The 13,229-nt window shown below is 64.7% G+C and carries 13 protein-coding genes and 1 pseudogene; 4 read left to right on the forward strand and 10 right to left on the reverse strand.

From position 1 onward, the window contains the following. Positions 1–20 precede the first annotated feature (20 nt). A complete protein-coding gene (nadB, locus tag ACHMW6_RS16230) occupies positions 21–1,628 on the reverse strand; it encodes an L-aspartate oxidase (protein WP_395408092.1) in 1,608 nt (535 codons plus the stop codon). Between the two features lie 130 nt (positions 1,629–1,758). Here nadB and prsR point away from each other — a divergent pair, with 130 nt between their 5' ends. Then, positions 1,759–3,102: a PEP-CTERM-box response regulator transcription factor gene (gene prsR, locus ACHMW6_RS16235; protein ID WP_395408093.1), complete on the forward strand. Its 1,344-nt coding sequence runs from the start codon at positions 1,759–1,761 to the stop codon at positions 3,100–3,102. A 41-nt stretch (positions 3,103–3,143) separates the two neighbouring features. Here prsR and ACHMW6_RS16240 read toward each other — a convergent pair whose 3' ends face one another. Both ACHMW6_RS16240 and ACHMW6_RS16245 read right to left on the reverse strand, forming a co-directional pair. After that, entirely contained in the window at positions 3,144–3,533 is a 390-nt protein-coding gene (locus ACHMW6_RS16240) for a PEP-CTERM sorting domain-containing protein (protein ID WP_395408094.1), read from the reverse strand. Between the two features lie 355 nt (positions 3,534–3,888). Further along, positions 3,889–4,080: a hypothetical protein gene (locus tag ACHMW6_RS16245; RefSeq protein ID WP_395408095.1), complete on the reverse strand. Its 192-nt coding sequence runs from the start codon at positions 4,078–4,080 to the stop codon at positions 3,889–3,891. Positions 4,081–4,511: 431 nt separating this feature from the next. On the opposite strand from ACHMW6_RS16245, the gene ACHMW6_RS16250 reads away from it, so the two are divergent. The 3 genes from ACHMW6_RS16250 to ACHMW6_RS16260 all read left to right on the forward strand — a co-directional run bounded on the left by ACHMW6_RS16250 (position 4,512) and on the right by ACHMW6_RS16260 (position 6,373). Next, positions 4,512–5,012, forward strand: coding sequence for an N-acyl amino acid synthase FeeM domain-containing protein (locus ACHMW6_RS16250; protein ID WP_395408096.1), 501 nt, complete (start codon positions 4,512–4,514; stop codon positions 5,010–5,012). Positions 5,013–5,276: 264 nt separating this feature from the next. Next, complete coding sequence (locus ACHMW6_RS16255) at positions 5,277–6,137, forward strand: FAD-binding oxidoreductase (protein ID WP_395408097.1); 861 nt, start codon at positions 5,277–5,279, stop codon at positions 6,135–6,137. Next, complete coding sequence (locus tag ACHMW6_RS16260; protein ID WP_395408098.1) at positions 6,134–6,373, forward strand: hypothetical protein; 240 nt, start codon at positions 6,134–6,136, stop codon at positions 6,371–6,373. The genes ACHMW6_RS16255 and ACHMW6_RS16260 overlap by 4 nt, the downstream gene beginning before the upstream one ends. Positions 6,374–6,594: 221 nt before the next feature. Here ACHMW6_RS16260 and prsT read toward each other — a convergent pair whose 3' ends face one another. From prsT to ACHMW6_RS16295, 7 genes and pseudogenes are all read right to left on the reverse strand, one after another. Then, positions 6,595–9,090, reverse strand: a complete 2,496-nt coding sequence (gene prsT, locus ACHMW6_RS16265; protein ID WP_395408099.1) for an XrtA/PEP-CTERM system TPR-repeat protein PrsT — start codon at positions 9,088–9,090, stop codon at positions 6,595–6,597. Positions 9,091–9,151: 61 nt separating this feature from the next. Further along, positions 9,152–9,364: pseudogene (locus ACHMW6_RS16270) on the reverse strand (hypothetical protein); the annotation flags it as partial. Between the two features lie 89 nt (positions 9,365–9,453). After that, positions 9,454–10,359 (reverse strand): LysR family transcriptional regulator, encoded by a 906-nt coding sequence (locus ACHMW6_RS16275; RefSeq protein WP_395408100.1) that lies wholly within the window; start codon positions 10,357–10,359, stop codon positions 9,454–9,456. A gap of 9 nt (positions 10,360–10,368) precedes the next feature. Beyond that, positions 10,369–10,878 (reverse strand): tetratricopeptide repeat protein, encoded by a 510-nt coding sequence (locus ACHMW6_RS16280; protein WP_395408101.1) that lies wholly within the window; start codon positions 10,876–10,878, stop codon positions 10,369–10,371. Positions 10,879–11,131: 253 nt separating this feature from the next. Continuing rightward, the gene (locus ACHMW6_RS16285; RefSeq protein ID WP_395408102.1) at positions 11,132–11,497 is read right to left on the reverse strand and encodes an Hpt domain-containing protein; all 366 of its coding nucleotides are present in this window, start codon (positions 11,495–11,497) and stop codon (positions 11,132–11,134) included. A gap of 10 nt (positions 11,498–11,507) precedes the next feature. Further along, a complete protein-coding gene (locus tag ACHMW6_RS16290; protein WP_395408103.1) occupies positions 11,508–12,797 on the reverse strand; it encodes an alpha/beta hydrolase in 1,290 nt (429 codons plus the stop codon). Positions 12,798–12,866: 69 nt separating this feature from the next. Next, the gene (locus tag ACHMW6_RS16295) at positions 12,867–13,163 is read right to left on the reverse strand and encodes a hypothetical protein (RefSeq protein ID WP_395408104.1); all 297 of its coding nucleotides are present in this window, start codon (positions 13,161–13,163) and stop codon (positions 12,867–12,869) included. Positions 13,164–13,229: the final 66 nt, after the last annotated feature.

Consider the following 13,229-nt stretch of genomic DNA (forward strand, 5'->3'; position numbering starts at 1 on the left):
CGGATCATTGATCCGCCGTGTTAGCGTCGCGACGGCGTCAAAACGCTCGGCAACGCCTTCGGCAACGTCTCCGGATAATCCCTGCTGAAATGCAGCCCGCGGCTCTCGCGCCGCTGCAGCGCGCTATTGACAATCAGCGACGCCACATCCACCAGGTTACGCAGTTCCAGCAGATCCGGCGTGATGCGGAAGTGAGCGTAATACTCGTCGATCTCCTCCTTCAGCAGAGCGATGCGGTGCTGGGCGCGCTCCAGACGCTTGGTGGTTCGCACGATACCCACATAATTCCACATGAAGCGGCGCAGCTCATCCCAGTTATGGGCGATCACCACTTCCTCATCCGCATCGGTCACCCGGCTCTCATCCCAGTCCGGCAGGAAGGGCGCGCCTTCGCGCGGCTTGGCGAGGATGTCCTGAGCGCAGGCGCGTCCGATCACCACGCACTCCAGCAGTGAATTGGAGGCGAGACGATTGGCGCCATGCAGGCCCGTATACGCCGTTTCGCCCACCGCGTAAAGGCCCGGCAGGTCGGTACGGCCCACCAGGTCCGTGACGATGCCGCCGCAAGTGTAATGCGCGGCGGGCACGATAGGGATGGGTTCCTTGGTGATGTCGATGCCCAGTTCCAGGCAACGCGCGTAAATGGTCGGGAAGTGTTCGATCAGGAATTCAGCCGGCTTGTGGCTGATATCCAGGTGCACATAATCCAGGCCGCGCTTCTTGATTTCGAAGTCGATGGCGCGCGCCACCACGTCGCGCGGAGCCAGTTCGGCCCGGTCGTCATGCGCCAGCATGAAGCGCTGGCCGGCGGCGGGGCCGGCTTCCGGCGGCAGTTTCAGCAAACCGCCTTCGCCGCGGATCGCTTCCGTGATCAGGAAGGACTTGGCGTATGGGTGGTATAGACAGGTTGGATGGAACTGAATGAATTCCATGTTCGACACGCGGCAGCCTCCGCGCCAGGCCATGGCAATGCCGTCGCCGCTGGCGGTGTCGGGGTTCGTGGTGTACAGATAGACCTTGCCGGCGCCGCCCGTGGCCATGATCGTATGCTCCGCGGCGAAAGTGTGCACCTGGCCGCTGTTCACGTCCTGCACATACAGGCCGTGGCAGCGCGGCTGCCGATGCTGCGGGTGGGGAGCGATCTTGTCCGAGGTAATCAGGTCGATGGCGCAGTGATGCTCGAACAGCGTGATGTTCGGATGCGCGCGCACCTTTTCTTCCAGCGTCACCTGCACGGCGTGGCCGGTGGCGTCGGCGGCGTGGATGATGCGGCGCTGGCTATGGCCGCCTTCGCGGGTCAGGTGGAAACCCAGTTCCGCCGATTCGTCGCGGGTGAAGGGTACGCCCTGGGCGATCAGCCATTCGATGGCCTCGCGTCCGTGTTCGACGATGTAGCGCGTGGCGCCTTCGTCGCACAGGCCGCCGCCGGCAACCAGGGTATCGGAGATGTGCTGCTCGTGGCTGTCGCCGGAATCGAGCACCGCGGCGATGCCGCCCTGCGCCCAGTTGCTGGCGCCGTCCAGCAGTTCACGTTTGGAAATAATGGCAACCTTGCGGCTTTCCGCAAGATGCAGTGCTACCGACAGACCGGCCAGGCCGCTGCCGACAATGGCTACATCAAATTTCATGGTGATTCGTGTTTTCGTGCGGTCAAGATCAACACTATAGACCATTTGGCATCCTTGCGCTGCCTTGCGGCCGCTCAAAATCATCCGGTTGCGCGTGCGGCATCATGGATGAGCGAAAGGAGCGCGCCTCATGAAGAAGAAGCTGCTGGTGGTGGAAGACGATCCGGGGCTGCAAAAACAGCTGCGCTGGACGCTGGATGCCTACGAGGTCCTCTTTGCGTCCGAGCGCGAAATGGCGCTGAACCAGCTGCGCCGCCACCAGCCGGCCGTTGCCACCATCGACCTAGGCCTGCCGCCTGAAACCGACGGCGCGGGCGAGGGGCTGGCACTGCTGAAGCAGATGCTGGCCATCGCGCCCCAGATGAAGGTGATCGTCCTCTCCGGTAACCAGGATCGCGCCAATGTGCTGAAAGCGATGGCGCTCGGTGCATACGATTTTCATCAAAAGCCGATGGACGCCGATGCGCTGCGGCTGATGACCGAGCGCGCCTTTTTCCTACATGCGGTCCAGCAGGACAACCGCCGCATGATGCAGACCGAGGCCGATTCCCCGCTGGCCGGCATCATCACGCGTGATCCCGGCATGCTGCGGGTGTGCCGCAGCGTGGAAAAAGTGGCGCCGAGTTCGGCAACTGTGATGCTGCTGGGGGCGTCCGGCAGCGGCAAGGAATTGCTGGCGCGCGGCCTGCACAGGCTCAGCGCGCGACAGGGAAAGAGATTCGTCGCCATCAATTGCGCCGCGATTCCCGAGCAACTGCTGGAGAGTGAGCTGTTCGGCCATGAAAAGGGCGCCTTCACCGGCGCCGAACGCCAGTCGCCGGGCAAGATTGAAATGGCCGACGGCGGCACTTTCTTCCTCGACGAAATTGGCGACATGGCCATGCCGCTTCAGGCGAAGCTGCTGCGCTTCCTGCAGGAGCGCGTGATCGAGCGCGTCGGCGGACGCGCCGAGATCAAGGTCGATGTGCGCGTGGTCTGCGCCACGCACCGCAACGTGAAAGCGCTGGTGGACGCGGGCTCGTTCCGCGAGGACCTGTTCTACCGCCTGAGCGAAATCGTCTTTGTGATCCCCCCGCTGCGCGAGCGGATCGGGGACGGCATGCTGCTGGCGCAGTACTTTCGCCACCGCTTCAGTGTTGCCGAGCATCGTCCTTCGATGCCGTTCAGCGCCGATGCGCTGGCCGCCATCGAAGTCCACGGCTGGCCGGGCAATGTGCGCGAAATGGAGAATTGCATCAAGCGCGCGGTCATCATGGCGGAGGGGCCGCAGATCACGGCCGCCGATCTGGGCTTGCCGCCGGTCGCGATCCAGGCCGAAAGCATGGACCTGCGCGAGGCGCGCGGCGCGGCCGAGTACCGGGTCATGGTGCGCGCCCTGGCACGCACCGGCGGCGATATCGCCCGCGCCGCCGAGCTCATGGGCGTCAGCCGGCCGACGCTGTACGATCTGATGAACCACCACGGCATCAAATAGGGCCCGTGCCTGCCGGCCCGGGCCCTCCATGCACGCTGTGGCTACTTCTGCTTACGCCGGCGCATCACCAGCGTCATCCCCATGAGGCCCGCCCCCAGCACCGCCAGCGTCCCCGGCTCCGGCACTTCCTGTTGCAGCGCGTTGGCCTCGGTCTCGTGGCCAACTGTGAGCTGGTAATCATGTCCCGTGAGCAGCGCCATTCTCGTAGTAAATGAGTATGAGAAAGTGCTCAGACCCGGGTTGTAGAGGACGTTGGCAGGAGCACCGTCGGTCGCGCTACGAGACTGGTTAATATCGTCTGGGCTTTCGTTTAGCAATGTGTTGTTGGCAGTTAGGTCGAGAATGCTGATATTCCAGTGGAGACTGGCGTTGGCATTGGAATCCTGGGCTGCCCCCCGGCGATACGAAAGCCTGCAGGAAGGGAATTGCATCGAATTCAACCGTCATAGAACCTGGAGTGGTGACCGTGAACCGGAAGGTCGTAGACGTGCCCACATTCGAGGAACCGTTGGCATCGTTGGGTGACGAGACAGTGCCTGCATCAGCGCGTGTAAATGCGTTGGCGCCGGGCGCCGGGCCTCCATTCGGTGCGATGGAAGAGCCCGTCAGCAATTCATCAGCATGGGCGAAGTTAGTGCCAGGGATAGCGATGGGGAGTAGCGTATTTTTGGCCCGTCGGGCACGGTCCGGCGCATTTCTGCAGCAGGTTCGGCGGTGTGGGTGACATGATATTTACTGAAGCCTGGTCTTGCACTTGTACGCCATTCAGAATTGCGGGCTCTCGCGTCATTGGTACCGGTCAGCATGCTGAAGTCCGAAACGACGGAAGTCCGGTCCGCCCGGTGCGTGGCGCAAGGTGAAGTTGTTGATCCGCAGGATCGCGGAAGCGAAGGTGTCGGCGTGCGCCGCCGGGAGCATGCCCAGGCCCATCGCCGCTGCCGCAGCCGTGGCCAGTAAGGTCTTTTTCAGCGTTTTCATGGCTTGCTTCTCCTCAGGGTTGGTGACGGCGGGCTGCCGCCGCCCTCCGATCAGCAGCATCCGTGCCACGCGGTTTTTGCCCGCAAAATCAGGCGCTTACCCCGCGCTTGGCGGGCGGCAAAGGGCGCATGAAAAAAAGTCCGACGCTCGGGAACTTTTTGCAGCGCACTCCGCTCTGAATCGGCATGAGCCATGATCACGACACCATCGTTACCTTCGAGGCGGAGCCTGGCCTGCGCGACCTGCTGATTGGCGAGCGCGGATGGACCCCGCCCTGAATCACGAGCTGGATAGCCAGCTCTTTCATATCCGCATGGCGGACACGGCCGGCCGTCGCAAGGCCGCAGGCCTGCTGATACAGAAGATGTACGGCTGGCGCGGATACCAAGTCGACCCGTACGACGAGCACGCGCCCAATCGCATCACCCTGTATGCGGAGAGCGGGGGGCGAGACCGTCGGCACCATGTCGTTATGCCTGGACGACCCCAGCGTCGGCTTGCCGGCCGATGAAAACTTTCGCGACAAGCTCGATGCACTGCGTACCGAAGGCCGCCGCCTGTGCGAGCCCTCGCGTCTGGCGATCGACAAGCACGTGAGCAAGCGCGTATTCGCTTCGCTGATTCACATCTCCTACATCTACGCGCACAACATCCACGGCTACACCGACTACGTCATCGAAGTCAATCCGCGCCATGTGATGTTCTACAAGCGCATGCTGGGATTCAGCGACTTTGGCGGCGAACGCCACTGCGGCCGCGTGCAGGCGCCCGCCGTGCTGCTGCGTCTGGAACTGTCATATATGGGCGAGCAGATCGACAAGCATGGCGGACTGATGGAGCAGCGCGGCGGCGTGCGCTCCTTCTACCCCTTCTTCTTCTCACGCGATGACGAGCCCGGCATCACGACGCGCCTGATGCAGGGCAGGGATTAAGCTCATGGACCCCGCATCCGCCCTCAGCCAGTGGGAAGCGCTGCTCGGGCGCGGCCGCGTGCTGACTGACGCAGGCGGACTGGCGCCTATAGCGCAAGCACCGCCGCGCGGCACGCAGCCGCTCGCCCGTGTTGAGGCCGCTAAGCACGGAGGAGGTCGTGTCCGTTGTCAGGATTGCGGCCCATCACCGCATGCCGCTCTACCCAATCAGCCTCGGCCACAACTGGGGGCTATGGCGACGCCTGCGCGGTCCGCGACGGCAATGTGATCGTCGACTTGAGCGGCATGCAGCGCATCCTCGAATCCAGCGCCGATCTGGCATACGTGGTCGTCGAGCCCGGCGTCACGCAGGCGCAACTGTCGGAATATTTAATCAGCCAGAACTTGCCGCTGTGGATGGACAGCACGGGCGCTGGCCCGGACACCAGCCTGGTCGGCAATATCATGGAGCGCGGCTTCGGCCATTCGCCATACGGCAACCGCTTCCAGAGCGTGAGCGGCATGCGCATTGTGCTGGCAAATGGCGACGTGCTGAACACCGGCTTCGGCCATTTCCCAACAGCGGTGAACCAGCGCGTCTTCCCCTATGGCGTCGGGCCTTTGCTGGACGGCCTGTTTACCCAATCGAACCTCGGCATCGTCACCAGCCTCGGCCTGTGGCTGATGCCGAAGACCCCGGCCATTAATCATTTCCTGTGCATGGTGCCTGAGCACGAGGACATTGGCCCTGTCGTTGATGCCTTGCGCCCCTTGCGCCTGGGCGGCGTGTTGCGCAGCATTCTGCATATCGGCAATGACTTGCGCGTGATCTCCGGCGGCATGACGTTTCCGCATCAGCTGGCGCCCGGCGTATCGCGCCTGCCCGACTCGTGCGCTTGCAATTGCGGACGTCCGTCGGCATCGGCGCATGGACCGTGTCAGGTGGCGCTTTACGGCGCCGGCCCGCAACTGGCCTATGCGCGCAGCGCCGTGCGTGCCGCATTGGCGCGGACGCGAGCGCGGGTGCAATTTCTAGATGAACGCAAGCTCGCTGGGGCGAGGCGGCGGCCCGCCTGCTCGGTAACTCTGCGGCGGGACGCAAGCTGCGCGCCCAGGTCGCGCTTGGCCGTTCGCTGTTCGAGATGAACCGCGGCATCCCGAACGGCCGCTTCCTTGCCGGCGCCTACTGGCGTCGTCGCGGCGGACTACCGCCGGGATTTCCCGCCGGCGCCAATCCGGCACTGGATAACTGCGGCCTGCTGTGGGTGTCGCCCGTGCTGCCAATGCGGGGAACGGAGATGCTGCGCGCCTACGCGCTGGCTGATCCCGTCTTCCGTCGCCACGGCTTCGACCTGTTCGCCCACCTTCAGCATGATCAATGAACGCGCGCTGGGTGGGGTGCTGACCATTGCGTTCGACAAGGAGGATCCGGGCAGAGACCGCTCGTGCCCACTCCTGTCATGACGAACTCTTCGAGGAGATGATCGGCAGGCTACATACCGTATCGTGTTGGCCGGCAGTCGCTGGACAGGCTCGATAACGGCGACGACAGCTACTGGCGCGCTGTCGCCCGCATCAAGCATGCCCTGGGACCCGGACCACATTATCGCGCCGGGGCGCTATGGCCCTGGCTAGAGCCGTGCCAGCAGGGCTTTGACTTCCGCCAGTTGCGGGATGTCGCGCATGGCGAGCAGCTGTTCGCATTGTGCGCGCGCAGCGGTCTTGTCGCCGGTCTGAACAGGGCTCGGGCATAATGCAGGCGGATTTCAGGCGACGCGGGCACCAGGTCGAGAGCCTTCTTCAGCAGCGGCACGGCGCGCGCCGCCTGGCCCTGGCGCGTGAGCACGGCGCCCAGCGTATCGGCGACGGCCGGATTTTGCGGGGCCAGCTTATAGGCGCGTTCAGCGTTGGCCTGGGCGCGCCCGTCGGCCAGCTGAAGGTAGCACCAGGCCAGGTCATTCAGCGCCACCACATTGTCCGGGTTGGCTTGCAGGATCTGCTGGTATTGCTGGCTCGCGGACTTGTAATCGTTGTCCTGCAGCAGGGCGCTGGCAAAGTAGAGGCGTGTGGGGGCATCCGTCGGATTTTTTTCCAGCCATTGCTCCACACGGGTGGCAGCCGCGGCCTGCTTGCCCGCAGCGCGCAATGTGCGATGAATGGAGATGACCAACGGTCCTGAGCCCATCAGTTCGAAGCCCCGCTCATACCGCTTCAGCGCTTCTTCGTGTTTGCCCTGGGCTTGCAGCGCGTCGCCTTCCAGCTTGAAGCCCAGCGCGTCTTTCGGACGGCGGCGCTGTACGCCTTGCGCCAGGGCGACGGCTTCAGGCAGGGCGCCCTTGTCTACCAGCAGCCCGGAGGCAAGCGCCAGTGCGTCATCGCGCTCCGGTTCCAGCGCCAGCGCCCGCCGCACGGCGGCCAGCGCTTCGTTGGTATGCCGCAGGGCCATTTGTGTGGCGGCGATGCGCAGTTGAACGGCGGCGGACGATGGGCGCATAACGGCCAGCCGCGAGTAACTTTCGAGGGCCCTGGCATGTTCGCCGCTATCGGACTCGGCCTGGGCCAGCAAGGCCAGCAGCTCTGGCTTGAAGGGATTGGCAGTGTGCAGTTTGCGGGCAATGCTCATGGCCTTGTCGGGCGCGCCGCTGCTCAGATAAAGCGCAACCAGCGCCGCCGCGGGCTCGATCGCGTCCGGCTTCGCCGCATGGGCACGCTCCATCCATTCGACGGCTTCTGCGCTCCGTCCCAGGCTGGCGGCCAGGCGGGACAGGGCGCTCAACATGCCGATATTCGCCTTGTCCCTGCTCAGGGCGGCCAGGAGGCGCTGGCGGGCCTGGCCGCCATGCTTCTCGGCCAGGTCGAGCTGGGTCAGGTTTTCATGGGCGGGCTGGTACAGCGGGTCCTGCTGCAGGGCCTGTTCCAGGGCGGCGCGTGCGCCCCGGGTATTGCCGCCAGCAGCCAGGGCGCCGGCGCGCAGGTTTTGCAGCATGGGATTGTCGCCCCTGGCGATCAAGCCATCGATGTGCTGCAGGGCCTTGGCGAATTCATTGCTGCGCATATAGGTGAGGATGAGCAGCAGTCCGGTGCGCGAGCGGGCGCCATCCCTGGCGGCCGCCCGCTCCAGTTCCGCGACGGCGCGCTGGTTCTCGCCCATGCCAAGCCGGCTCAGTCCCAGGCCGGTGCGCAGCCTGGCCGAGTCCGGATTCAGGCTGGCGGCGCGTTCGTAATAAGCGGCCGCCTGTTCGAACCGGCGCGACTGCATGGCCGCATCGCCGGCGAGTGCCAGCAAGTCCGCATTCTCGTCCTCGCCTTCGAGCAGGGGCTGCAACAGGCGCAGCGCTTCCGCCGGCTGCTTCGAACGGATAGCAATCTGGGCCAGCAGGCCGGTCGCATAAGGATGACCCGGCGCGGCCAACAGGAATTTTTCCAGGTGCAGGCGGGACTGGGTCAGGTCATTCAGCGCCAGTTCGATGGAGGCTGCCAGCAGCAGGGTGGGCGGATGGTCGGGCGCCGCGCGCAGCGTGTGCTGCACCTGGTCGCGGGCGCCCTCATAGCGTTGCTCGCGAAAGTCCAGCATGGCCTGGGCATGGTGGATCAGCAGGCTGTTGGGCTGGGTCTTGCGGGCAGCGGCGATCTGTTCGCGGGCCTGGTCCAGCTGGCCGGCGTCGATGGCCAGGCCGGCAATGTCCACTCGGGCCTGGACATTGTTCGGCCGCAGCTTGAGGATGCTTTCGTACACGAGCCGTGCCGCTTCCGGCCGGCCTTGCGCACGCAGCAAGTCGCCTTTGAAGCGCAGCGCCTCGATCTCCCTGGGCTGGGCGACGATGGCCTGATCCGCATAGCGCATGGCTTCCGGCTGCTGGTGACGCGACAGGGCCAGGCGGGCCAGGCCAAGCAGGGCTGGCACGCTGGCCGGCTGCAACTGCAGCGCCTGGCGGAACAAGGGCGCGGCGAGGTCCGGCTTGCCCAGGCCCAGCTGGGCTTCGGCGCGCAAGGCCAGCACGGGGGCGCTGTCCGGCTCGGAGACCAGCTCGAGCAGCAGACGATGGAAGGCGCCCTGCAGCAGCACGGCCTTGCCCAACGCGGGGAAGGACGTCGGCACGCGGGCGGCCAAGCTCGACTGCGCGTCGCAATTCTTTTTCTGCCGGCGCGGCGTCTCCCTGTTCCACATACAGTTCGCCCAGCATTTGCCGCGCCAGCGCATTGTCGGGCTTTTGCTGGACGGCGGTCTTCGCCTGGATCACCGCGGCGCGCAGGTCGCCCTGGACCCGGTATTGGCGCGCATCCTCCAGCAGCTTTTCGGCAGGCTGCAGGCGTTCGCACGCGACCAGGGCGACGAGCATGAGCCCGGCGCCTACGGTAATCCGGTGGGACATGGAATTCTCCTGTGCAGGGAAAGACTCCAGCGTAGGGAAGTGCCGAACTGAGCTATTGAGGCTGCGCAAAGGAATGGAGCGACTGTTGCTCAGGAGATGCGGTCCCAGGGCGGCGTGCCGTCGAATTCCTTGACCAGGAAGTCGATGATGGCGCGCACCTTGGCGCTCAGGTGGCGGCGGCTGGCGTAGACGGCCATCACATCAATGTCCGGCAGGCGGTAGCCGGGCAGCACAGGCTGCAGGCGGCCGGCGCGCAGATCGGCGCCAATCAGGAAGGTCGGTTGCCAGATGATGCCCAGTCCGCCCAGGGCGGCGGCGCGCGCCGTGTCGCCATTACTGGTATGCATGATGCCGCGCACGCGCACGGGATGCAGCTTGCCCGTGGCATCCGTGAACTGCCACTCCTCGCCGGAATACGTGTAGACGATGCAGTCGTGGTGCAACAGGTCGGCCGGCGTCTGCGGCACGCCGCGCCGGGCCAGGTAGTCGGGCGAAGCGCAGGCGATATTGCGCGAGGTAGCCAGCTTGCGTGCCACATTGCTCGCGGAGCCGGCGCGCGAAATGCGGATCGCCATGTCGTAGCCTTCTTCCACGATGTCCACCACGCGGTCGATCAGGGACACATCGAGCTGTACGTCCGGATGTTGCTGCATGAAGCGCGGCCACAGATGGGCCAGGTGCAGAACGCCAAAACTGAGCGGTGCGTTGATGCGCAACACACCGCGGGGATGGACGGCGGCCGAGGAAACGATGGCTTCCGCTTCGTGCACATCCTCCAGAATGGAGCGGGCGCGCTCGAACAGCGCTTCGCCGCTGGGCGTTAGCGACATCTTGCGTGAGCTGCGGTTCAGCAGCCGGGTCTGCAAATGGGATTCGAGGTCGCTGATGTAGCGCGTGACGTTGGCGGGGGATGTGTCGAGGGCTTCCGCGGCGCGGGCGAAACCCTCCTTGCGAACGACTTCGACAAATACTTCGAGGGCGCGCAGTCGATCCATGCGCCGGCTTTATTTCACATGGCCGGCAGCCGCCAGCCATTTCGCCACTTCCGCTTCGCTGCGGGCCGCACCTTCGCCCGTGCGGGCGAGGGAGGCCAGGGTCAGGGCCGCCCGCGCATGGCGGTGTTCTGCGGCTTGGACATACCACGGCCAGGCCTTGTCGGCCTCGTCAATGGTGCCGACGGCACCGGTGCGATACATTTCCGCCAACTGGAAGGCGGACTCGGGATCGCCGGCTCGGGCGGCTTTTTCAAACAGGCGCATGGCATCGCCGCGCTTGGCCACATCGTTGCGGTACAGCATGCCCAGTTCGCGGGACGCAACGGTCGAACCCTGGTCCGACCATTCGCGCAGGCGGCGCTCGGCGGCAGCGCCACCGTGCTTGCCCAGTTGCTGCGCCAGGGCCTGGACTTCCGGCGCCGACGGCACCAGGTCATCCCGCGCCTGGCAGGCAATCAGGCTGCCCACCATCACGAGTACCGACGACAACAGCACGCCGGACTTGTTAAATAATTCCATATTCTTTTTTTCCACAAGGGAACAGCACTATACCAGAATATTGCCTAGAATCAACATTGGCCTTAGCATTTCACTATTGTAGCCATACTCATCATAAGATGGCGCACGATGAAAACAAGGCAGCAACACTGGCAAAAACCTAAAACGTTGCCGATGGTAGCACGCAAATATTGCGGCGCATCATAGCAACGTTACGGGAGCGGGTAAGATTTGTAACAAGATTTAACGGGCGCTGGCACGTCCGGCATGACGGTCAAGCCAGGCGCCGGCGTGGTCCAGCACCAGTTTCAGCTCGCCCTCGAGGGCCGTAAACAGAGGGCACTTCCATCATGCGGCCTTCCTGCAAGGCCAGTTCCAGCGCCAGCGAAGCCGCAACGAAGCGCTTGGCGCCGAGGGCGCCGATGGTTGCCCGCAAATTGTGCAGGATGCGGCGGGCCTCCATGAATTTCTCGTCCCGGATCGCTTCGCCTGCCAGGTTCAGCGGTTCCACGCCCGGGCCGATGCCGTCCCGCACGATCTTGACGACGTTTTCGATGGCCCGTTCGTCGTCGCCCATATATTGCATCAGCTTGTCGACACAGAAGATGGCCTCGTCGGAGGCGCTGGCATAACTGGTCATGATGCTCTCCTCAGTCGCGGAATACCCAGTAGCGTCCCGCTTCACCGTCCACCGGCGCCAGGCCGAAGCGTTCGCCGGCCCGCGTGTGCTGATGGATCAGGTAATACATATCACTCAAGGCCGAGCGCCGCTCGGCATAGTAGGAGTGCCTGATGAAGCCGGTATCGACACCGGTCGCATCAATCGTCTCCACGCCCGGGGCCACCACCAGGCTGGAACCGCTTTCTCCGGCGCGCGGGTAGCCATGCACGCGTTTCGATACCTGCAGCGCCGTATCATCCGACGACGCGTACAAGGTGATCGGACTGGCCGCCTTTGTCAGCGCGGGCGCGATCTGCTTGCGGAACACGTCGGCATCGATGTCCGGCGCGCTCAGGATGATTTCGCGGATCTTGTTTGCCAGGTCGGGCCGGGCTTCTACCAGGCTGGCCAGGGCCCGCCCCACTGCGCGGTTGCCCATGCTGTGCGCCAGCAGGTAAACATGTTCGGCGCCGCTGCGTTCCAGGAAATCAGTGAGGAAGGCCGTCAGGTCCGGCAGCGTCCATTCGACATCGGCTTCATCCACTATATAACCGGCAAGCTTGCCTTGCGAGGGCCAACTGTAAAAAACGGGGACGCCCTGGTAGCCCAGGTCATAAGCCAGCTGGCCGGTGCGGCGCGCAGCATCCTCAAAGGTCACGCGGTAGCCGTGCACGAAGAGCAGGGCGGTCTTCTCGCCGCCGGCCGCCACCGCATCCTTCAACTGGCTGAAGTACGCGCCGCCATCCATCACTTCGGCGGCGGTCAGCACGACATGGTGGTCCGGGTTTTCGCGCACTTCCAGCCGCAGCAGGGACGGCGATTCCAGTTCGCCCATGCGATGCTCGCGGGGAATGCTGACCTCGCAGCTGCCGTAGCGCAGCTGGCCGCGCGCGCCGCCGAACAGGCGTGCAGGGTGGCGGTCGCCGGTTAGCTCGCGGTCGGTGGCGAACCAGATCTTCATCACGGCGTGGTCGGGACCGGGCGCGAGGCCGGTGCCGGCCAGCTGCGTGGACATGCGGGCCTGGCGCCGCCGCTCGACTTCATCGATCAGGTTGCGCGCGGCCGCCCGCAGATAGCGGTCGCCCGCGAGGCCGGCCGCCGCCAGCGCATCGGACAGCGCGAACTGGCGGGACTTCGATCCGGGGTCTTGTTCAATATCGGCAATCGCGTCCGCGACGGCGGGGGAGTTGCCCGCCAGCCGGGATTTCAACATCTGGTAGGCCGCGCTGATGCCGCCTTCGCTGGCACCAGCCGTCACTGCAGTAGTGATGACATCCATGCGATTCTCCTGGCTCCGTTAATGCATATCTGACCACAGTGACTGTGGCAAGTCCAGCCCCGCGCGCACCTAGCGCATGGGCCGCAATTCGAGGCGGTTGATGCGTGCCGCCTTGTTGTAATCGACTTCCAGTTGCCAAGTCTGTTCGCCGCAATCGACCCGGTACAGGTACTGGCGGTCCTCGCCGTTCACCCGGCGGTCCATCAGGCGCAGCGAGGGGGCGGGGCAGCTGCGTAGCTGGCGGGCGGCGGTGCCGCTGGCCAGCGTCATCGCAGCCCCGCGTTCCGTGAAGCGTTCCTGTGGCGTGTCGCCGGCGGCAATGCGCGACAGGACCTCGGTGACTTCCGCCGTCACTTGCGGTTCCATGTCCTGCGGCTGCGCGCCGGCGCAACCGGAAATTACGACCCCAGCCAGCGGCAATATAAAAATTTT

This window comes from Pseudoduganella sp. UC29_106 (assembly GCF_044055365.1).
GTDB lineage: Bacteria > Pseudomonadota > Gammaproteobacteria > Burkholderiales > Burkholderiaceae_D > Rugamonas.

Excerpts from the sequence above, each read along its gene's own strand:
- ACHMW6_RS16285 (WP_395408102.1), bottom strand. The coding sequence starts at position 11,497 with ATGACCAGTTATGCCAGCGCCTCCGACGAGGCCATCTTCTGTGTCGAC.
- nadB (WP_395408092.1), bottom strand. The coding sequence starts at position 1,628 with ATGAAATTTGATGTAGCCATTGTCGGCAGCGGCCTGGCCGGTCTGTCG.
- ACHMW6_RS16275 (WP_395408100.1), bottom strand. The coding sequence starts at position 10,359 with ATGGATCGACTGCGCGCCCTCGAAGTATTTGTCGAAGTCGTTCGCAAG.
- ACHMW6_RS16240 (WP_395408094.1), bottom strand. The coding sequence starts at position 3,533 with ATGCAATTCCCTTCCTGCAGGCTTTCGTATCGCCGGGGGGCAGCCCAG.
- ACHMW6_RS16280 (WP_395408101.1), bottom strand. The coding sequence starts at position 10,878 with ATGGAATTATTTAACAAGTCCGGCGTGCTGTTGTCGTCGGTACTCGTG.
- ACHMW6_RS16295 (WP_395408104.1), bottom strand. The coding sequence starts at position 13,163 with ATGGAACCGCAAGTGACGGCGGAAGTCACCGAGGTCCTGTCGCGCATT.
- ACHMW6_RS16250 (WP_395408096.1), top strand. The coding sequence starts at position 4,512 with ATGCGGAGAGCGGGGGGCGAGACCGTCGGCACCATGTCGTTATGCCTG.
- ACHMW6_RS16245 (WP_395408095.1), bottom strand. The coding sequence starts at position 4,080 with ATGAAAACGCTGAAAAAGACCTTACTGGCCACGGCTGCGGCAGCGGCG.
- ACHMW6_RS16290 (WP_395408103.1), bottom strand. The coding sequence starts at position 12,797 with ATGGATGTCATCACTACTGCAGTGACGGCTGGTGCCAGCGAAGGCGGC.
- ACHMW6_RS16260 (WP_395408098.1), top strand. The coding sequence starts at position 6,134 with ATGAACCGCGGCATCCCGAACGGCCGCTTCCTTGCCGGCGCCTACTGG.
- prsR (WP_395408093.1), top strand. The coding sequence starts at position 1,759 with ATGAAGAAGAAGCTGCTGGTGGTGGAAGACGATCCGGGGCTGCAAAAA.